Below are 20134 nucleotides of genomic sequence, written 5' to 3' on the forward strand. Positions count from 1 at the left end.
GAAAAGACGATCAGTTGACTTTGGGATCGAGCTCACCCGACAGGTAACGCTCGGTCATCGCATCCAGGCTCAGCGCCTTGATCTTCGATGCGTTGCCGGCGGTGCCGAAGGCTTCGTAGCGCGCCTTGCAGATGTCCTTCATGCCCTTGGTTGCGGCAATCAGGAACTTGCGCGGGTCGAAGTTCGACGGATTGTCGTGCAGGTGCTTGCGGATCGCACCGGTCGACGCCATGCGCAGGTCGGTATCGATGTTGACCTTGCGTACGCCGTGCTTGATGCCTTCAACGATCTCTTCAACCGGCACGCCATAGGTCTCACCCATGTCGCCGCCGTACTCGTTGATGATCGCCAGCCAATCCTGCGGCACGGAAGAAGAACCGTGCATGACTAGGTGGGTGTTCGGGATGCGCGCATGGATCTCTTTAATGCGCTCGATCGCCAGGATGTCGCCGGTCGGTGGGCGGGTGAACTTGTAGGCGCCGTGCGAGGTGCCGATGGCGATCGCGAGGGCGTCGACACCAGTCTTCTTAACGAAGTCGGCCGCTTCTTCCGGATCGGTCAGCAGCTGGCTGTGATCGAGCTTGCCTTCTGCACCGATGCCGTCTTCCTCGCCGGCCATACCGGTTTCGAGCGAACCCAGGCAACCCAGCTCGCCTTCAACCGAAACGCCGCAGGCATGCGCCATCTCGACGGTGCGACGGGTAACGTCGACGTTGTACTCGTACGAAGCCGGCGTCTTGCCGTCTTCACCCAGCGAGCCGTCCATCATCACCGAGCTGAAGCCCAGCTGGATCGAACGCTGGCAGACAGCCGGCGAGGTGCCGTGGTCCTGGTGCATGCACACCGGGATATGCGGGAATTCTTCGATCGCCGCCAGGATCAGGTGGCGCAGGAAAGGCGCACCGGCGTAGCTACGCGCACCGGCCGAGGCCTGAACGATAACCGGCGAGTCGGTTTCGTCGGCGGCTTCCATAATCGCGCGCATCTGTTCGAGGTTGTTGACGTTGAAAGCGGGTACGCCGTAGCCGTGTTCGGCGGCGTGATCCAGCATTTGACGCAGGGAAATCAGTGCCATGGTCTGCTCCTTGTTCTGAGAGTCTCAATCAAATTAATCAATCGTGGCTGGGCATGATATGTTCGCCAACGCGCAGGATTTTCATCACGTTGGTTCCGCCCGAGACGCCGTTCAGGTCACCCTTGGTAATGATGACCAGGTCGTCATCACGCACCGCCCCGCGGCGCTGAAGTTCTTCGATAACCTCGGTATTCGCCTGACGCGAATCGATACCGGCTTCGAGATCGAAGCTGACGGGGTAGACCCCGCGATACAGCGTGACTTTTCTACGCGTGGCCACCTGCCCCGTCAAGGCGTAGATCGGGATGCCAGACGAAATGCGTGACATCCATTTACAGGTGGCGCCCGACTCGGTCAGCGCGGCAATCGCGGTCACGCCAAGGTGGTTCGCGGTGTACATCGTCGACATCGCGATCGCCTCGTCGATACGACCGAACACCGAGTGCAGGCGGTGATCGGAACGCCGCGTCTGCGACTGCTTCTCGGCCTCTTTGCACACCCGGTCCATCGCCTCGACCGCCTTCGCCGGGTACTTACCGGCTGCCGATTCGGCCGACAACATGACCGCATCGGTGCCGTCGATGACCGCGTTGGCCACGTCGAACACCTCGGCGCGGGTCGGGATCGGATTCTGAATCATCGATTCCATCATCTGGGTGGCGGTGATCACCACGCAGTTCATCGATCGCGCCAGGCTGATCAGGCGCTTTTGCGCCGCCGGCAATTCCGCATCGCCGATCTCGACACCGAGGTCGCCACGCGCAACCATGATCACATCCGACGCATCGATGATCTCTTCGATCACATCCAATGCCTCGGCGCGTTCGATCTTGGACACGATGCCGCCGTCGCCGCCGGCTTCCTGCAGCAACTGGCGCGCGATGTGAACATCTTCGGCCGAGCGCACGAACGACACCGCGACATAGTCGGCCTCGATGCGTGCGGCGAACTTGATGTCCGCCTTGTCTTTGTCGGTCAGTGCCGGCGCCGACAGGCCGCCGCCGAGCTTGTTGATACCCTTGTTGTTGGACAAGGTTCCGCCGACGACCACTTTGCAACGCACCTCGGTGCCCTGCACTTCGTCGACCCACAACACGATCAGGCCATCGTTGAGCAACAAGGTGTCGCCGCGCGAGACCTCTTCATGCAGCGTCGGGTAAGTGACGCCGACACGCTCCTGGTTACCCTTGTCGACATCCCAAGCCGTATCGAGCACGAACCGGTCGTCGGGTGCGAGTTCGATCTTGCCGTCGGTGAACTTGCCGCAGCGAATCTTCGGTCCCTGCAGGTCGATCAGCACGCCGACCTGGCGACCACAGGCACGGGCGCGATTGCGCACCCAATCGGCGCGGCGCTCGTGATCCTCGTGGGTGCCATGCGACATATTCAGCCGCACGACATCCACGCCGGCGGCGATTACCTCGTCCAACACCTTCGGATCATCGGTGGCCGGACCTAGCGTCGCTACGATTTTCGTGCGTCTAAGCATCTGCCCTTCTCGCGGGATAGCCTACGCCTTCCCGCTGTTGTAATTACTTGCTTGCCGCTTCTTCGAGCATCGCCACCGCCGGCAGCGTCTTGCCCTCGAGGTACTCGAGGAAGGCACCGCCCGCGGTCGAGATATACGACACTTTGTCGTAGATATCGTACTTCTGAATTGCAGCGATAGTGTCCCCGCCACCAGCAAGGCTGAAACCCGGGGCGCCGGCGATGGCCATCGATACGGTCTTGGTGCCCTCGCCGAACTGGTCGAATTCGAACACGCCGACCGGGCCGTTCCACACGATCGTACCGGCTCTGCCAATGATTTCTGCCAACTCGCCAGCCGATTTCGGACCGATGTCAAAGATCATCTCGTCGTCCGCGACCTCGTCGGCGCTTTTCAGTACCGCCGGCTCGTCTTCAGCGAAGTTCTTGCCGACAACGACATCGGTTGCGATCGGGATATTCGCGCCTCGCTCCTGCATCTTTTTCATCAGCGCCTGCGCGGTGGGTACCAGATCATCCTCACACAGCGATTTGCCGACATTGTGGCCAGCAGCTTTGAGGAAGGTGTTGGCGATGCCGCCGCCGACAACCAGTTGATCGACCTTCTCAGACAGTGCTTCGAGCACGGTCAGCTTGGTCGACACCTTGGAACCGCCGACGATCGCGACCATCGGGCGTGCCGGATTGGCCAAAGCCTTGCCCAGCGCGTCGAGTTCTTCGGCCAGCAGCAGACCGGCGCAGGCGACGGGAGCGAACTTGCCAACGCCGTGGGTCGACGCCTGGGCACGGTGCGCCGTACCGAAGGCATCCATGACGAATACATCGCACAGCGCGGCGTATTTCTTGGCCAGGTCTTCGTTGTCCTTCTTCTCGCCGCTGTTGAAGCGCACGTTTTCGAGCAGTACGACTTCACCTTCAGCGACCTCGAAGCCGCCATCGAGGTAGTTCTTGATCAGGCGTACGTTCTTGCCCAGCTTGGCCGACATGTCTTCGGCAATCGGCTGCATCGAGTTTTCTTCGTCGACCGTGCCTTCTTCGGGACGGCCACGGTGCGACATGACCATCACTTTGGCACCCGCTTTGACGCAGTGCTCTACGGTTGGCATTGAGGCGGTGATGCGCGCGTCGGAAGTCACTTTGCCGTCTTTGACCGGCACGTTGAGGTCGGCGCGAATCAGTACGCGCTTACCGGAAAGATCAAGATCCGTCAGCTTGATGAAAGCCATGAGGGTCTCCTAACTGGAATTGATGCAAAAACGTTCAGCCAAAGCTGGCCTTGCCTGAACGCTCTCGCCACAGCGTGAACAGTTGCGGTGTCCATCGCGAGGCAGCGCTGTCGGGCATGCGCCATGCGACGCATGCCCGAGCAATCGCTGAGCGGTTTTAGCCGGCTACATGCTTGGCAAAGCGCATCATGTTGCAGGTATAACCGTATTCGTTGTCGTACCACGAGACGACCTTCACGAAGGTGCCGTCCAGTGCGATACCGGCTTCGGCATCGAAGATCGACGAGTTGCTGTTACCGCGGAAGTCGGTCGCAACGACCTTCTCATCGGTGTAGGCCAGCGTCTCACCGATACCCGGCTGCTGGGATGCCTTCTTCATCGCAGCACAGATGTCTTCGTACTTGGCTGCTTTCTCCAGCTCAACCGTCAGGTCGACGACCGACACGTCGGAGGTAGGCACACGGAAAGCCATACCGGTCAGCTTGCCGTTGAGTTCCGGCAGCACGACGCCGACGGCCTTGGCTGCACCGGTCGACGACGGGATGATGTTTTCAAGGATGCCGCGGCCGCCGCGCCAGTCTTTCTTCGACGGGCCGTCAACGGTCTTCTGGGTAGCGGTGGCAGCGTGCACGGTGGTCATCAAGCCGCGCTTGATACCCCAGTTGTCGTTCAGAACCTTGGCAACCGGCGCCAGGCAGTTGGTGGTGCACGATGCAGCCGAAACGATGTTCTGACCGGCATAGGTTTCGTGGTTGACGCCGTAAACGAACATCGGGGTGCCGTCTTTTGACGGAGCCGACATGACGACCTTCGGTGCGCCAGCGTCGATGTGTTTTTGGCAGCCTTCTGCGGTCAGGAAGAAACCGGTGCACTCGAGGACCAGATCGACACCGACGTCGCCCCAAGCCAGCTTGGCCGGATCGGTTTCGGCGGTCAGGCGGATATTCTTGCCGTTGACGGTCATGGTGTTGCCTTCACCGCTGACATCGCCAGGGAAGTTACCGTGTACCGAGTCGTACTTGAGCATGTATGCCAGGTAGTCGGCGTCGAGCAGGTCGTTGATTGCAACGACTTCGAAATCGTTGGCGAAGTCCTTGGCGATTGCGCGGAAGGCCATACGACCGATACGACCAAAGCCGTTGATGCCTACTTTGATTGCCATAGTTGAATTCTCCTCAGAGCGTTAGCGATGCTTTCTAAATGTAGGTACGGCGGGACCGGCCATGCATTTGCAATAGCCGGTCCGCCGCGGGATTCGATCAAGCCGCGACTTCGTCGATAGCCTTGCCGACGTTTTCCGCCGTGAATCCGAACAGTTTGAACAGTTCGCCGGCCGGCGCCGACTCCCCAAAGGTATCGATACCGATGACCTTGCCGTTGCTGCCGACGTACTTCCACCAGCCGCCGGTGCAGGCGGCTTCGACGGCGACACGTGCGGTGACCGCAGCAGGCAATACCGATTCCTTATACGCAGCATCCTGTGCGTCGAAGACGCTGGTGCATGGCATCGAGACGACACGCACCTTCTTGCTGCTGGCCTCGGCGGCTTCAACCGCGATGCCGACTTCCGAACCAGTCGCGATCACGATCACGTCCGGCGTACCGTCGCAGTCGCGCAGCACGTAACCACCGCGCGAGATCGCGGCGATCTGATCGTTGCTGCGGTTCTGGAACGGCAGACCCTGGCGCGAGAAGATCAGGCAGGTCGGGCCTTCCTGTTTCTCGACCGCCTTGCTCCAGGCAACGGCCGTTTCGACCGTGTCGCAGGGGCGCCAGACATCCATACGCGGGATCATGCGCAGCGTCGGGATCTGCTCGACCGCCTGGTGGGTCGGACCGTCTTCGCCCAGACCGATCGAGTCGTGGGTGAATACGAAGATCGAGCGGATCTTCATCAGTGCCGCCATGCGGATGGCGTTACGTGCATATTCCGAGAACATCAGGAAGGTCGCGCCGAACGGAATGAAGCCACCGTGCAGGGCGATGCCGTTCATGATGGCCGACATGCCGAATTCGCGCACGCCGTAGTTCACATAGTTGGCCGCCGGCATGTCACCACGCATCGGCTTGTAGCCCGACCACTCCGTCAGGTTAGAGCAACCCAGGTCGGCCGAACCACCGAACAGTTCCGGCAGCGCAGCGGCGTAGGCTTCGATCGAAGCCAGCGAGGCCTGGCGGGTTGCCGGCGACTTGGCTTCTTCGTTGCACTGGCCGACGAACGAATCGACCTTGGACGACCAATCCGACGGCAGTTCACCGGCGACGCGGCGCTTGAACTCGGCAGCCAGTTCCGGGTGGGCCGAGGCATAGGCAGCAAACTTCTCGTCCCACGCCTTTTCAGCAGCGGCACCCTTCTCTTTCGCGTCCCAGCCCTGGTAGACCGAGTTCGGCACTTCGAAGGCACCGTGATCCCAGCCCAGTGCGGCCTTGGTCAGATTGATCTCTTCCTGGCCCAGCGGGGCGCCGTGGCAGGCGTGGCTGCCGGCCTTGTTCGGCGAGCCGAAACCGATCGTCGTCTTGCAGCAGATCATGGTCGGCTTGTCGGTCATCGCCTTGGCGAATTCCAGTGCCTTCGCAATCGCTGCCGGATCGTGGCCGTCAACATCGGGGATAACGTGCCAGCCGTAGGCCTCGAAGCGCTTCGGCGTGTCGTCCGAGAACCAGCCTTCGACATGGCCGTCGATCGAGATGCCGTTGTCGTCCCAGAACGCGATCAGCTTGCCCAGGCCGAGCGTGCCGGCCAGCGAGCAGGCCTCGTGCGAGATGCCTTCCATCAGGCAACCGTCACCGAGGAACACGTAGGTGTTGTGATCGACGATATCGTGGCCGTCTTTGTTGAATTCGGCAGCGAGGGCGCGCTCGGCGATCGCCATGCCGACCGCGTTGGTGATGCCCTGACCCAGCGGACCGGTGGTGGTCTCGACGCCGGGTGCGTAACCGTATTCGGGGTGGCCCGGGGTTTTGGAATGCAGCTGACGGAAGTTTTTCAGGTCGTCGATCGACAGATCGTACCCGGTCAGGTGCAGGAGGGAGTAGATCAACATCGACCCGTGGCCGTTAGACAGCACGAAACGGTCGCGGTCGGCCCAGTTGGGGTTGCCCGGGTTGTGCTTCATGTGGTCGTTCCACAGCACCTCGGCGATGTCCGCCATACCCATCGGCGCCCCCGGGTGACCCGAGTTGGCTTTCTGAACGGCATCCATACTCAACGCACGAATGGCGTTGGCAAGCTCTCTGCGTGAGGACATAAGTCCCTCCTTCAAAGACTACAAGAATTCTTCAGCACCGGAGAATGCTCTCCGGATGAAATGATTCGCTTTTTGCGGGCTCGCTCCGGCCAGCGGAACGGTGCTTTGCACTTGTATGAGAGCGCCGTTCTGCCTCCGGCGAATCTCAGCCCTGTGGTTGTGAAAAGGTCGGCTATTCTCCCCTACCCGGTCGAAATCGGGCAAGGAGGGATTCCCCGAATATTCAAATACACCTATAAGCGCAGGAAATCGGCACTCAAGATCCAGCTTACTATCTGATTATTAAAACTTTTTTCAAATTCACTCGATCCACTTGATCGAACAGCCCATGCTCGGGACCTGCTCTTGCGGACCCTGCCCCGACTCGGCAACCTGGCGCATCGCCTCGAAAAGATCGCGCCGGACATCAACCGGTGCCGCTTCTTTGCGGCTCTCGTCCAGGCGCCCGCGATACTGCAGCTCGCCCGCGCCGTTGTAGCCGAAAAAGTCCGGCGTACACACCGCGCCGTAGGCCTTGGCAACCTGCTGGGTTTCATCGAGCAGGTAAGGAAACGGAAAACCATTGGCCTGTGCGACCGCGCGCATATTGTCGAACGAGTCTTCCGGGTAGTCGGTCGGATCGTTGGACATGATCGCCACAACTCCGATGCCGAGGGGGATCAGCTCATTCGCATCGCGCACGATCCGGTCGAGCACCGCCTTTACATAGGGGCAATGGTTGCAGATGAACATGACGAGCAGGCCTTTCTCGCCCATGCACTGGTCTCGACTCCAGTTGCGACCGTCGACACCGGGTAGATCGAAATCCGGAGCAGCTGCGCCAAAATCACAAACCGGTGTCTGCAACGAAACCATTGGGTTTCCCTCGTGCAAATTATTTAACTTCTGCGGGCGCGACATTCTTTCAGAATGCGCCGATATGCTCAACCGTGTTAAATTTCCGCCGCTAACCTAACCTCTCCTATATTCCTGCAAACGTCTTTCTATCAAAGGAGTAGCCGATGGCTCGTGACTTCATCTTCACTTCGGAATCGGTGTCCGAGGGGCATCCCGACAAAATGGCCGACCAGGTATCGGACGCCATTTTGGACGCCATCCTGGCCGAAGACCCGCATGCACGCGTCGCCTGCGAGACGGTTTTCAAGACCGGCCTGGCTATGATCGCCGGTGAAATCACGACTACCGCCAAGCCGGATTACGAGCACGTCATCCGCGATACCATCAAAGACATCGGCTACACCAGCTCGGAGATGGGTTTTGACGCTGTGACCTGTGCCGTGATGACCGCAATCGGCGTGCAATCGCCGGACATCAACCAGGGCGTTGACCGTGCCAAGCCGGAAGACCAGGGCGCCGGCGACCAGGGCCTGATGTTCGGTTACGCGACCAATGAGACCGAGGTGCTGATGCCGGCACCGATCCAGTTCGCCCACCGTCTGGTCGAACGCCAGGCAGAAGTGCGCAAGAAAGGCATCCTGCCGCTGCTGCGCCCGGACGCCAAGTCACAGGTCAGCCTGCACTACTCGGACGGCAAACCGGTATCGATCGACGCGGTCGTACTGTCGAGTCAGCACGCCGAGGAATTCGCCGGCGACACGCTGCGCGAGGCGGTCATGGACGAGATCATCAAACCGATCCTCGACCCGACCGGCCTGCTGACCAAAGACACCAAGTTCCACATCAACCCGACCGGCAGTTTCGTGATCGGCGGGCCGATGGGCGATGCCGGCCTGACCGGCCGTAAGATCATCGTCGATACCTACGGCGGCGCAGCACGCCACGGTGGCGGCGCCTTCTCCGGTAAGGATCCGTCGAAGGTCGACCGCTCGGCCGCCTACGCGGGACGCTACGTGGCGAAGAACATCGTCGCGGCGGGGCTTGCCGACAAGTGTGAGATCCAGGTGTCGTATGCGATCGGCGTGGCCGAGCCGACCTCGATCATGGTCGACACCTTCGGCACCGGCAACATCACCGACGAACGCATTACCGAGCTGGTGCGCGAGCACTTCGACCTGCGTCCGTACGGCATCCTGCGCATGCTCGACCTGCTCAACGCCGAGAAGATCAAGTACCGCAAGACCGCGGCCTACGGCCATTTCGGTCGCGAAAACGAGAACTTCACCTGGGAGCTGACCGACAAAGCCGACGAGCTGCGCAGCGCCGCCGGCATCTGATCTGTCGGTATTCGATCTGATGATTTCGGGAGGCGACCGCGTCGCCTCCCGTCAAGCCAGGCAATCCACGCCGCTTTTCTAGGCGGCGTTGTTCAAAACCTCAATCCTTGGGCTGATCGTCCACCACCGTTTCGCGATAGGCGTGCCACGACGCGTGCCCGATCAGCGGCAAGATCAACGCCAGCCCAATGAACGCCGTCGCGACGCCGAGCAGGACCAGCGCGACAATCATCGCACCCCACATTGCCATGACCGCCTTATTGTTGATCACCGCGTTGACGCTGGTCAGCGCACTGGTCACCGCATCGGTGCCGCGATCGAGCATCATCGGCAGCGATACCACGCTGGCCGAAAACACGATGATCGCGAAGATCGATCCAACCGCGCTGCCGACCGCCAGGAATTGCAGCCAGCCAAGCCACCCCATTTCTTCGCCGATCGGGAAGAACACGTGCACCATCGACGCCGCGCGCGCCCAGATCAGCAACACAACCAGCATCACCAGCGCATACAACAACTCATTGCGCAAATGGTTGCGGCTCTCGCGCCAGCAGACACCCAATTGAGGTGGCCGCCCCTGCTCGAGCTGGCGACTGATCGAATACAGTCCGAAGGCGAGCACCGGGCCGCCGAGGATGAACGCCACCGTCAAGGTGAACAATGCCACGGTATGGCCGTCGTCCCATGCCAAGCCGGTGATCAGGTAACCGAAAAAGACCAACCCGATCCCATAGGCGAGACTCTGTTTGTAGGCCCGGCTCATGTCGTGCCAGCCCAGCTTCAGCCAACGCAGCGGTGCGTCGAAGCCAAGTTTGTTGGACGGGTAAAAAAGCGGCTCGATATCCGAGTCCGGCGGATCGTGCCGGACCACGCCTGGTTCTGCCATCACACTCCTCCTGAATAACGACGATCGTGCGTCAAATGTCCCGTTTGCGGGATCTGTTTTTCCACGGCCTTGAAGGCCGCTGTTGTTGAACATAGCGCAAAAATCGGCGTTTGCCGCGAATTCGCTTTTTTGCTGCACCGCACATGACGCGCCTGTGATTGAGTTAGGCATCATCTTCGGCCGCCCCGAAAGCCAGGTCATTTCCGCCGGCCAAACCAGGAATTGCAGTCACCAACTGTGTAAAATACCGGCCGATCCTGGCGTCTGGGCTCAAGTTTTTGAGCCGGATCACGATACCGGGTTCATCACAATTTCACGCCGAGGGGCGCTGCAACCCGCTGATCGGGCCAGGCTCGGACGTGAATACGGTGTTTTGTCGAACGGCGCTCACTCACGTTTTTTGAACTGGAGTCAACAACCATGAGTGAGTTCACCGACTACAAAGTCGCCGACATGTCTTTGGCCGATTGGGGCCGCAAAGAAATGCGCATTGCCGAAACCGAGATGCCGGGCCTGATGGCGCTGCGCGAGAAGTACGGCAAGGAAAAACCCCTCAAAGGCGCCCGCATCACCGGCTCGTTGCACATGACGATCCAGACTGCCGTGCTGATCGAGACCCTCGTCGAGCTCGGTGCCCAGGTGCGCTGGTGTTCGTGCAACATCTTCTCGACTCAGGACCACGCCGCAGCCGCGATCGCTGCCGCCGGCATTCCGGTCTACGCATGGAAAGGCGAGACACTGGAAGAATACTGGTGGTGCACCGAACAGGTGTTGAACTGGCCGAACGGCGAGCAAGCCAACATGATCCTCGACGACGGCGGCGACGCGACCCTGCTCGTCCATAAAGGTGTCGAGTATGCGGACGCCGGCGCCGTACCCGAGCCGAAGGCCGACGACGCCGAAGAGTGGAAGGTGATCCTCGGCGTGCTCAAGCGCAGCCTCGAAGAAGACCCCAAGCGCTATCACAAGATGGCCGAATCGATCCGCGGCGTGACCGAAGAGACCACCACGGGCGTGCACCGTCTCTACGAGATGCTCAAGCAGGGCAAGCTGCTGTTCCCGGCGATGAACGTCAACGACTCGGTCACCAAGTCGAAATTCGACAACCTGTATGGCTGCCGCGAATCACTGGTAGACGGCATCAAGCGCGCGACCGACGTGATGATCGCCGGCAAGATTGCGGTCGTCTGCGGTTACGGCGATGTCGGCAAGGGCTCGGCCCAGTCGCTGCGCGGCCTGGGCGCAACTGTGTGGATCACCGAGATCGACCCGATCTGTGCACTGCAGGCGGCGATGGAAGGTTTTCGCGTGGTCACGATGGAAGAGGCCGCACCGATCGCGGATATCTTTGTCACCACCACCGGCAACAAGGACATCATTCGTCACGACCACATGGCCGCGATGAAGGATCAGGCGATCGTCTGCAACATCGGTCACTTCGACAACGAGATCGATATCGCCGGCCTCAACAAGTACGAGTGGGAAAACATCAAACCGCAGGTCGACCACATCATTTTCCCCGACGGCAAGCGCATCATCATGCTGGCCGAAGGCCGTTTGGTTAACCTCGGCTGCGCCACCGGCCACCCGAGCTTCGTGATGTCGAACTCGTTCACCAACCAGGTACTGGCGCAGATCGAGCTCTACACCAAGCGCGAAGAATACCCGATCGGCGTATACATCCTGCCGAAAAAGCTCGATGAAGAGGTCGCGCGACTGCACCTCGAGAAGATCGGCGCCCACCTGACCGTGCTGTCGCAGGAGCAGGCCGACTATATCGGCGTACCGGTCGAGGGCCCGTACAAGCCCGAGCACTATCGTTACTGATTCATTGACGTAACGCGTCGTGTGGTGCAACCCGTCCGTGGTTGCACCACACCCCTATTCGCAAGACTGGATTGACCGCAGATGACCGCATCACGATCACAAGCGACCGGCTTCAGTTTCGAACTGTTCCCGCCAAAGACCGACAAAGGTATCGAGAAGCTGCGCGATACCGTGACCCGCCTGAACGAACGCAGTCCGGCGTTCTTCTCCGTCACCTATGGTGCCGGCGGTTCGACCCAGACCAACACCTTCGCCACCGTCGACTGGATTCGCGAACAAGGCATCGCCGCCGCACCGCACCTGTCGTGTATCGGCAGCACGCGCGATGAGATCACCGAGATCCTGCAGCGCTACGCCGACCAGGGCATCGACCGCATCGTGGCGTTGCGCGGCGACCTGCCCTCGGGCGCCGGTGCCGGCTCGATGGGCGACCTGAATTACGCCAACGAACTGGTCGCCCTGATCCGCGAACGCTTCGATGCACGCTTCCATGTCGAGGTCGCCGCCTACCCGGAGATGCATCCACAGGCTGCGAACTTCGACAAAGACCTGGAAAACTTCAAACGCAAGGTAGATGCCGGCGCCGACTCGGCGATCACGCAGTATTTCTACAACCCGGATGCCTACGAACGTTTCCTCGAGGCCTGCAGCCGACGCGACATCACTATCCCGATCGTGCCGGGCATCATGCCGATCACCAACTACAGCAACCTGGTGCGTTTTTCCGATGCGTGCGGTGCGGAGATCCCGCGCTGGCTACGTAAACGCATGGAAGCCTACGGCGATAACATCGATAGCATCCGTGCGCTCGGCCGGGACGTGGTCACCAAGCTGTGCGAACGGCTGTTGGCGATCGGCGCGCCCGGTCTGCATTTCTATACGATGAACCAGACCGAACCCACGCTCGCTATCTGGGACGCACTCGGCCTCAGCGACATCGGCTAAGCACGTTCCGTGCGATCGCGATCCGCGGTGTAGGATACGCTGATGCGTATCTCCCGGATCTTCGTTGAACCCTCGCTGGCCAGCGGCCACACCATCGAATTGGACGAGCGCGCTGCACGCTATGCGCAACAGGTGTTGCGCCTACGTGCGGGCGATGACCTCATTCTGTTCGACGGTAGCGGGCAAGACTTCGATGCCCGCCTGACGCGTTGCGATCGCAAGGCGTGTATTGCCGAGGTCGGTGACTCACGTACGGTCGACAACGAATCACCACTGACGGTCCATCTGGCGATCGGTATCTCGCGCGGCGAGCGCATGGATCTCGCGTTGCAGAAAGCGGCTGAGCTGGGGGTAGGCGCCGTCACCCCGCTGGCGACCGAACGCAGCGTGGTGCGGCTCGACGACGAACGCACCACCAAAAAGATGCAGCATTGGCAGGGCGTGATCATCAGCGCCTGCGAACAATGCGGGCGCAGCCGGCTGCCGAGCTTGCATGCCCCTGCCCCACTGCCTGCCTGGCTAGAAGATCATCCCGGCGGTTTCCTGCTGCATCATGAGGCGCCGCGCTCGTTTGCCGACGTGTCACCCCCCGCCGATCCGCAGGTGCGCCTGCTGATCGGTCCCGAAGGGGGGCTCAGCGAAGCCGAACGTAGTCTCGCCGAAAGGCAGGGGTACACCAGCGTGCGCATGGGGCCGCGCGTGTTGCGCACCGAAACGGCACCGCTGGCCGCTCTGGCCGCGATGCAACTGTTGTGGGGGGACTTCCGCTGACCGATCGGTCGCGGACGTCGGATTACGCTGCCGGCAACTGTGCCTGCAGGTAGTCGAGGTCGGGCACCATCAACTGATCGCCGTCGACCGTGACCGTCATGCGTACCGGTGAATCACCGTGCAGGCTGGTGGTCGCCTGATCGATCGCATCGTGATTGAGACGCAGCAGGCGCGGAATACCCTGCGCCACCAGGCCAACCAACGGCCAGTCACCTTCGGGTTTGAGCGCATAGCACACGGCGATACGCTGACGAATACTGTCGCTACCCCGAGTGCGACCGAGCATGCGCTCGAAGTCGACGACCAGGATCTCACGCTGGTGCCAGTTCACCATCCCCTGGAGCCATGGCGCATCGTTATCGATCGGATCCGGCTCGCGGTAACCGATGATCTCTGCAACCGTCGTGTTCGGCAGCAACAGGCTGCCTTCACGCAACGGAATTACCAGGCATCGAATCTCTGAGACTTGCTGACTCACAACGTTGTATCCGCAAGCAGTGTGTAAATGTTCTCAAGCAACTCGGCTTCCTGGTAAGGCTTACCGAGGTAGCGCTTGACGCCCAACTCCATCGCGCGATTGCGGTGTTTGTCACCGGTACGCGACGTGATCATGATGATCGGGATATCGGCCAGTTCCGGCGTACTACGCATGTGGCGCGCCAGCTCGTAGCCGTCCATCCGCGGCATCTCGATATCCAGCAGCATGATGTCCGGACGATGGTCCTGCAGCACGGTGACCGCGTCGACACCGTCTTTGGCGGTTACCACATGCATGTTGTGGCGCTCCAACAGACGGCTGGTGACCTTACGTACCGTGATCGAGTCATCGACCACCATAACGGTGATGCCCTTGCTCTCCGGCTCGGCCGTCTCGACGACCTCGGTCGACGGATGCTGCGCGCTATCCATACGCACCAGGGCGTTCACATCGAGGATCAGCGCAATCTGACCGTCTGCCAGGATGGTGCCGCCGGTATACCAGCGCACCGTGCTCAACTGCGCACCGATCGACTTCACCACGATCTGACGGTTACCCATCAGGCTGTCGACGTGGATCGCGACACGGTGTTCACCGGAACGCACCAGCAACAGCGGCAACCAACGCAGACCTTCTGGGATGTGCGGTGCCTGGGTACCCAGCATCGAGCCCAGGTAGCGCACCGTGTAATCCCGGTTGTCGTAGGTAAACACGTCTTTCTCACCGGCGTAGATGGCACGCAGCTCATCGACGCCGATGCGCACGACACCGTCCATGCTGCTGTGCGGCACGGCATACATGTCGTCGCCCAGTGTCACCAGCAGCGCATCGGTAATGGCCAGGGTAAACGGCAGGCGAATCGTGAAGCTGGTGCCGGCACCGGGCTGCGACTCGATATCGAGCGTGCCGCCGAGTTGCTTCACCTCGGTCAGCACCACGTCCATACCCACGCCACGACCGGAAACCTGCGACAGCTCCTGCGCCGTCGAGAAACCCGGTTGCAGGATCAACTGGAACAGATCGTCGTCTTCGACCACGGCGTCCGCATCGATCAGACCGCGTTCGACGGCCTTGGAGCGGATACGCGCACGATCGAGACCTGCGCCGTCGTCCGACAGGGTCAATACGACGTCGGTACCCTCGCGGCTCAACGACAGCGTGATGACGCCTTCGCGCGGCTTGCTATTGGCAAGGCGGGCGTTCGCATCCTCGATACCGTGCGACACCGAGTTGCGCATCAGGTGCTCCAGCGGCCCCATCATGCGCTCGAGAATGGCGCGGTCCATGTCCTCAGCGCCGCCAACGACATCGAGTCTGGCCTCTTTACCGACCGTGTGGCCGGTCTGGCGCACGACACGTTCGAGGCGCGGCACACGGCTGGCAAACTTGACCATCCGGGTGCGCAGCAAGGCATCCTGCAGGTCGGTGGTAACACGCGACTGCTGCAGCAGCAGGGTATCGGTGTCGCGACTCAGGTCGGTCAGCGACTGACCGAGGTTCGACAAATCTTCCACGGTCTCGGACAAAGCACGCGAGAGCTGCTGGATGGTCGAATAACGGTCCATCTCCAGCGGGTCGAAGTCGATATCGGTTTCGACCTCGCGCTCGTGGCGCGACAACACCTGTGCCTCGGTCTCGATCTCCAGGTCACGCAGCTGACCGCGCAGACGGTCGATGGTGGCCTGCAATTCGTTCAGGTTGAATCCGAACGTGCTGTTCTGCTGTTCGAGACGCGCACGGTAGATGCTGACCTCACCGGCGTTGTTAACCATCTGGTCGAGCGTCTCGGATGCGACACGAACGCGTTCACCGCTGCTGCCGGTCGCCTCCTTCTTTTCTTCCTCGGGGAACGGCCGACGCGGTACGAAACCTTCGCCTTCCGCCAGCTGGTTACCGGACGGGAACTGAACCACGGTAGAGCGCGCCACCGCAGCTTCTGCGGCGGGAACCTCCTGCGTCTGCAGGAAGCTGCTGTCGCCGAGCAATTCCGAGTCGGTCAGCAGTTGCGAGTCGGTGACCAATTGCGAATCCGCAGCGCCCTGTTCCTGCAACAGCGACTCAGGCTGTAGCAGCTCGGAAGGCGCCTCCAGGCTTTCCGCTTCCTCAACCGTCATGCCGGCATCTGCGGCCTCGGGCGCTTGAGCGGTAGGCTCTTGCTCAGGCTGTGCAGCCGGTGCAGGCGCCGCCGGCTCGCCGGCCGTCAGATCGCTCCACTCGCGACCATGCGCAGCCGCTTCCAGCCGTTCGATAACCTCGGGATGGGCCGCAGGCACCATGCCGCGAACCAGGGTTTCGACATCTTGCGCCAGCAGGTCGGACGCGTAGCGCACCAGGCCCTTCAAACGCTCATCGCCCTTGATACGCTGTTCAGTGATGCTCTCGAAAGCCGACTCCATCGCGTGGCTGAGATCGCCAACCGCTGCGGCACCGGCCAGGCGCGCACCGCCTTTCATGGTGTGCAGGGTGCGTTGCAGCTTGGCCACCGGCTCAATGTTGCCCGGCGCTGCGTCCTGCCACTCGTGCAGTTCGGCTTCCAGTGCTTCGAGCAGTTCGTTGGCCTCTTCGAGGAAGATCTCGACCAGTTCCGGATCGAGCGGCTCGGCATCCTCGTCGACCGTAGGCTCCGGCTCCTGCATCGCTGGCTCGTGGGCCACCGGCTCTTCGAAGACCGGCGTTTCGTCAAGCGGCGGAGCGGTGATTTCCACCGTCTCCTGGGTTTCCTGTTCGATGATGGCGTCTTCGAGCGACAGGTCGTCACGGGCGCTCGAATCGCTATCGGCGCGCGAAGACATATCCGTGATCAGGCCGTTGATTTCGTCGCGCAGCGACTGCCAGCCAGGGACTTCGGTATTCGGATCCTGAACGGTACTGACCAGATCGGACAGGATCTTGTGGCTACGGCCGAGCAGATCGAGCGTATCGATGTCGGTGTAGCGCTGCATGTTGCCCATGATGTCGCTGAAATCTTCCAGCGCGCCGGCCAGCTCCGCCATCGGTGCAACACCGGCGGTACGCGAGCTGCCACGCAGGGTATGCATGGCGCGACGAACACCTTCGTCGATCTCGCAGCTGCCGGCCTTGTCGCGGCAACGTTGAATGAAGTCGGCCAGCACACCCAGATGCTGCTGCGCCTCATCCAGGAATACCGTGTTCAGGCTGTTGGTATCGATACCGTTCGAACCATCGGCCTCTGCGAAGTGCGAATCCTCCGCCTCACTGTCGGTCAGGATCGACTCGTCAGGCACCGGCTCGGCGCTCAGATCGATCTCTTCCGATTCACCTTCGATCGATGCCGGGATTTCGAAGCTCTCGATGGCCTCACCCGACATCTCGATGGTTTCAACCGGCACCTCGGTGGTGGACTCTTCAGCCACAGGCACTTCGTCGATCGTGACTTCCGCGACCGGCGCTGCCTCTACCGTTTCCGGCTCGGCTGCCGGCGCCGTTTCGACTTCGCTGGGCGCAGCGCTGTCGGCGACCGCCACTGGTGCTGCCGCAGCGGGCTCGGGCTCGCCGGACGCAATCGCGAACGCACGTGCCGAGATTGCCGACACATCCGTCTGCGCACCCGGCTTGGTGCTTTCCTCGACCAGCGTCGGCAGGACGTCGACGACATCGTCCAGCAGCGCGAACAACGACGGCGTCGTCGCGACGGTCTGATCGATAACCCGGTTCAACAGGTTCTCGACCGACCAGGCAAACTCGCCGATATTGTTGGCGCCGACGATCCGGCCGCTGCCCTTCAGCGTGTGGAAGGAACGACGCAGCGTCGCCAGGGATTCGTTGTCGCCCTGGTCAGCGCGCCATTTCGGATACAGTTCCTGGATGACGTTGAGCTCTTCCTCGGCCTCTTCGGCAAACACCTCGAGGATCTCGGGATCGATCTCTTCCTCTTCAACAACCGGCGCTGCTGCAGGTTGCTCGGCAACCGGTGCCTCGGGCTCACTTGCCACGTCTTCCTGCGCCGGCTCCTCGGCCTGCGCCTCGGGTTCGGAGGACACGCTCAAGCCTGCCGCGGCCCACTCGAGAGTCGGCGTTTCGACCGGCTTGTCGGCATCTTCAACGACCAGACCGCGCACATCTTCGTCGATCTCGTCGGACTCATCGCTTGCCGCTTCGAGCGCAGGCTGCTCTTCAGCCTCGTCGACAACGTTCAGCGACGAATCATTGGTCGCCTCGGGCGCTTCAAATTCGACAGGAGCGTTCGATTCGACCTGTTCAACCTCTGCTTCGGCCTCGGCAGCTTGCGCCTCCTGAGCCTTGTCCAGACCGCCTTCGACCACCGACAGCTCAACACCGGCGCGTGCCGACTCGCCGGTGCTCAGACCCAGCTTGGCCAGCGCATCTTCGGCGTACGCCAGAATGCGCTCGCGATCGGCACCCGGCTCGACCGCGGACTGCATATAGGTTTCAGCACTGATAACGACGTCTGCCAGGGCATCGCTTTCTTCGGCGCCCGGTTTGCCGCGCTCACCGCTCGCCAACTCTGAGATATAAGGTGCCAGGGCAGCCAGCAACTGGCCCGCCTCGGGCAGATCGAGCATGCGCAACACACCGCCGACCGAACCAAGGCGGGTCGGTACGTCGTTCAGCAGTTCGGTATTTTCCGGCTTCGCCAGGTATTCGAGGATGGCGTCTTTGGTTTTCGCCAGCTCGACCATGGCCTCGTCGACGGCGACGCGCAGGTGCTGCTGCATCTCGCCCTGCGACAGCGCATGGGTCAGCGCGCCTTCGGACGGTGCATCGAAATCGGCAGCCGCTTCACCGCCACCGGCGAGATTCGACAGTGACGACTCGACGTACAGCAACTCGCTGGCGAGCGCCATCAGCCGATCGTCGGCCATCGGCTCGCCGCTATTTTCGACAGCGGCGAGTTCGTCACCCCGATGCTTCAGGCGGGTACGCAATTCACCGCGACCGACCATGCCGAGCGTGTCGCCGATCCGCTGGATCGGTTGCGCCAGCGCCGTCAAACGGTCGATCTGGGCGCGGTCGCCGCGGATGTACAGATCGAGCTGGTCTTTGACACTGCGCAGATCCTGCGCGAGCGCCTCGGCGACCGCCTCGAACATGTCCTGACCCGGTCCGCTCAGCAGGCCGGTGGCGTCGCCACTATCACCATGTTCCGGGAAGCTGTTGGCCAGATCGGCTGCTTCTTTGACGGCGACCACCGACGGTGCGGTGGACGACGAACGGGCGATGTAATACAGCAGGTTTTTGAGCAGATCGACCGGGAAATCGAGCATGGCCGATTCTTCGCCCTGATCGATCACCGTCTTGAACACGCGGTCGATCTTGCCGAACAGCGGCTTGACCGCTATCGCGGGTTCTTCGTTGTCTTCGCGCAATGCGGTGGCCAATGCCTCGCCGGCATCGAGCAGCCGACGCATGCGGCTGGTACCGGTATTGCTGTTGACCGTGTCGAGCACTTCGATGATCTGGCCCAGCGCCGCATCTTCCTGCTGACCGCGAATCCAGAACAACAGGCCGCGGTGGTACTTGCTGCGCAGCTTCTTGATTACGCCGGGCAAATCGCGGTTGCCCGAACCCGGGCGCACGGTATCGGCGGCAATCACCGAATCGAGCTTGGGCGCGAACAGCGACGATTCCGACACCAGCGGTGCCTCGCGCGCCGACCGCAGGTCGTTCATCAAGGGCAACAGGGCCAGCGGAATGTCCGCACCGCCCGCTTCGAGTTTCTCGAGGTAGCTCGGCAGCTGCACCATGCCGAGCATCAGTGCTTCTGCAGCAGCATCGGGCTGCTTGACGTTGCCTTGCGACATCGCCCGCGACAGCTTTTCCATCTCGTCGGCCAACATCGCGCCGCCGAACACCTGCACCATTTCCAAGGCGCCGTGCACGTGGTGCAGCAGGTCGACGCAGCCGCTGAGATCTTCCTGGCGGCCTTCGACGAAGTCCTCCAGGAGATTACGCGCCTCGCGTAGGTTTTGGTCCAGTTCGCCGCGGATCCAACGGAGCCCGCTACGGTCCTGACGCATTTCTGGCATCATGACGA

General features: G+C 61.4%; 13 protein-coding genes and 1 riboswitch. Of the genes, 4 read left to right on the forward strand and 9 right to left on the reverse strand.

The window, feature by feature from the left end; genetic code table 11:
- Positions 1-10 precede the first annotated feature (10 nt).
- The 6 genes from fba to B1781_RS18885 form a co-directional block, all read right to left on the reverse strand.
- Positions 11-1075 carry a class II fructose-bisphosphate aldolase gene (gene fba, locus B1781_RS18855; RefSeq protein ID WP_078121138.1) on the reverse strand — a complete coding sequence of 355 codons (1065 nt, stop codon included), beginning with the start codon at positions 1073-1075 and terminating at the stop codon, positions 11-13.
- A 37-nt stretch (positions 1076-1112) separates the two neighbouring features.
- Positions 1113-2564, reverse strand: coding sequence for a pyruvate kinase (pyk, locus tag B1781_RS18860; RefSeq protein ID WP_078121139.1), 1452 nt, complete (start codon positions 2562-2564; stop codon positions 1113-1115).
- A gap of 43 nt (positions 2565-2607) precedes the next feature.
- Positions 2608-3789: a phosphoglycerate kinase gene (locus B1781_RS18865; RefSeq protein ID WP_078121140.1), complete on the reverse strand. Its 1182-nt coding sequence runs from the start codon at positions 3787-3789 to the stop codon at positions 2608-2610.
- 157 nt (positions 3790-3946) lie between these two features.
- Positions 3947-4951: a type I glyceraldehyde-3-phosphate dehydrogenase gene (gap, locus tag B1781_RS18870; protein ID WP_078121141.1), complete on the reverse strand. Its 1005-nt coding sequence runs from the start codon at positions 4949-4951 to the stop codon at positions 3947-3949.
- Between the two features lie 97 nt (positions 4952-5048).
- Entirely contained in the window at positions 5049-7037 is a 1989-nt protein-coding gene (gene tkt / locus B1781_RS18875; protein WP_078121142.1) for a transketolase, read from the reverse strand.
- Positions 7038-7337: 300 nt separating this feature from the next.
- The gene (locus B1781_RS18885) at positions 7338-7892 is read right to left on the reverse strand and encodes a thioredoxin family protein (RefSeq protein WP_078121144.1); all 555 of its coding nucleotides are present in this window, start codon (positions 7890-7892) and stop codon (positions 7338-7340) included.
- Between the two features lie 146 nt (positions 7893-8038).
- Between B1781_RS18885 and metK the strand changes: the two genes are divergently transcribed.
- On the forward strand, positions 8039-9211 hold the full coding sequence (gene metK, locus B1781_RS18890; RefSeq protein WP_078121145.1) for a methionine adenosyltransferase: 1173 nt from the start codon (positions 8039-8041) through the stop codon (positions 9209-9211).
- A 100-nt stretch (positions 9212-9311) separates the two neighbouring features.
- Here metK and B1781_RS18895 read toward each other — a convergent pair whose 3' ends face one another.
- On the reverse strand, positions 9312-10097 hold the full coding sequence (locus B1781_RS18895; RefSeq protein ID WP_164513466.1) for a DUF2189 domain-containing protein: 786 nt from the start codon (positions 10095-10097) through the stop codon (positions 9312-9314).
- 314 nt (positions 10098-10411) lie between these two features.
- Positions 10412-10493: riboswitch (S-adenosyl-L-homocysteine riboswitch) on the forward strand.
- A gap of 24 nt (positions 10494-10517) precedes the next feature.
- On the opposite strand from B1781_RS18895, the gene ahcY reads away from it, so the two are divergent.
- From ahcY to B1781_RS18910, 3 genes are all read left to right on the forward strand, one after another.
- Complete coding sequence (gene ahcY / locus B1781_RS18900) at positions 10518-11924, forward strand: adenosylhomocysteinase (RefSeq protein WP_078121147.1); 1407 nt, start codon at positions 10518-10520, stop codon at positions 11922-11924.
- Positions 11925-12005: 81 nt separating this feature from the next.
- On the forward strand, positions 12006-12869 hold the full coding sequence (gene metF, locus B1781_RS18905; protein ID WP_078121148.1) for a methylenetetrahydrofolate reductase [NAD(P)H]: 864 nt from the start codon (positions 12006-12008) through the stop codon (positions 12867-12869).
- 42 nt (positions 12870-12911) lie between these two features.
- Positions 12912-13640, forward strand: a complete 729-nt coding sequence (locus B1781_RS18910) for a 16S rRNA (uracil(1498)-N(3))-methyltransferase (RefSeq protein WP_078121149.1) — start codon at positions 12912-12914, stop codon at positions 13638-13640.
- A 22-nt stretch (positions 13641-13662) separates the two neighbouring features.
- On the opposite strand, the gene B1781_RS18915 is transcribed toward B1781_RS18910, so the two are convergent.
- Entirely contained in the window at positions 13663-14118 is a 456-nt protein-coding gene (locus B1781_RS18915; protein ID WP_078121150.1) for a chemotaxis protein CheW, read from the reverse strand.
- A complete protein-coding gene (locus B1781_RS18920) occupies positions 14115-20129 on the reverse strand; it encodes a hybrid sensor histidine kinase/response regulator (protein WP_078121151.1) in 6015 nt (2004 codons plus the stop codon). Before B1781_RS18920 ends, B1781_RS18915 begins: the two co-directional genes overlap by 4 nt.
- Positions 20130-20134: the final 5 nt, after the last annotated feature.

The sequence above is a fragment of the Thiosocius teredinicola genome (assembly GCF_002009425.1).
Classification (GTDB): Bacteria; Pseudomonadota; Gammaproteobacteria; order Chromatiales; family Chromatiaceae; genus Thiosocius; species Thiosocius teredinicola.

What these genes read in the sequence shown, in the direction of transcription:
- fba (WP_078121138.1), bottom strand. Translation starts at nt 1,075, where the DNA reads ATGGCACTGATTTCCCTGCGTCAAATGCTGGATCACGCCGCCGAACAC.
- pyk (WP_078121139.1), bottom strand. Translation starts at nt 2,564, where the DNA reads ATGCTTAGACGCACGAAAATCGTAGCGACGCTAGGTCCGGCCACCGAT.
- B1781_RS18865 (WP_078121140.1), bottom strand. Translation starts at nt 3,789, where the DNA reads ATGGCTTTCATCAAGCTGACGGATCTTGATCTTTCCGGTAAGCGCGTA.
- gap (WP_078121141.1), bottom strand. Translation starts at nt 4,951, where the DNA reads ATGGCAATCAAAGTAGGCATCAACGGCTTTGGTCGTATCGGTCGTATG.
- tkt (WP_078121142.1), bottom strand. Translation starts at nt 7,037, where the DNA reads ATGTCCTCACGCAGAGAGCTTGCCAACGCCATTCGTGCGTTGAGTATG.
- B1781_RS18885 (WP_078121144.1), bottom strand. Translation starts at nt 7,892, where the DNA reads ATGGTTTCGTTGCAGACACCGGTTTGTGATTTTGGCGCAGCTGCTCCG.
- metK (WP_078121145.1), top strand. Translation starts at nt 8,039, where the DNA reads ATGGCTCGTGACTTCATCTTCACTTCGGAATCGGTGTCCGAGGGGCAT.
- B1781_RS18895 (WP_164513466.1), bottom strand. Translation starts at nt 10,097, where the DNA reads ATGGCAGAACCAGGCGTGGTCCGGCACGATCCGCCGGACTCGGATATC.
- ahcY (WP_078121147.1), top strand. Translation starts at nt 10,518, where the DNA reads ATGAGTGAGTTCACCGACTACAAAGTCGCCGACATGTCTTTGGCCGAT.
- metF (WP_078121148.1), top strand. Translation starts at nt 12,006, where the DNA reads ATGACCGCATCACGATCACAAGCGACCGGCTTCAGTTTCGAACTGTTC.
- B1781_RS18910 (WP_078121149.1), top strand. Translation starts at nt 12,912, where the DNA reads ATGCGTATCTCCCGGATCTTCGTTGAACCCTCGCTGGCCAGCGGCCAC.
- B1781_RS18920 (WP_078121151.1), bottom strand. Translation starts at nt 20,129, where the DNA reads ATGATGCCAGAAATGCGTCAGGACCGTAGCGGGCTCCGTTGGATCCGC.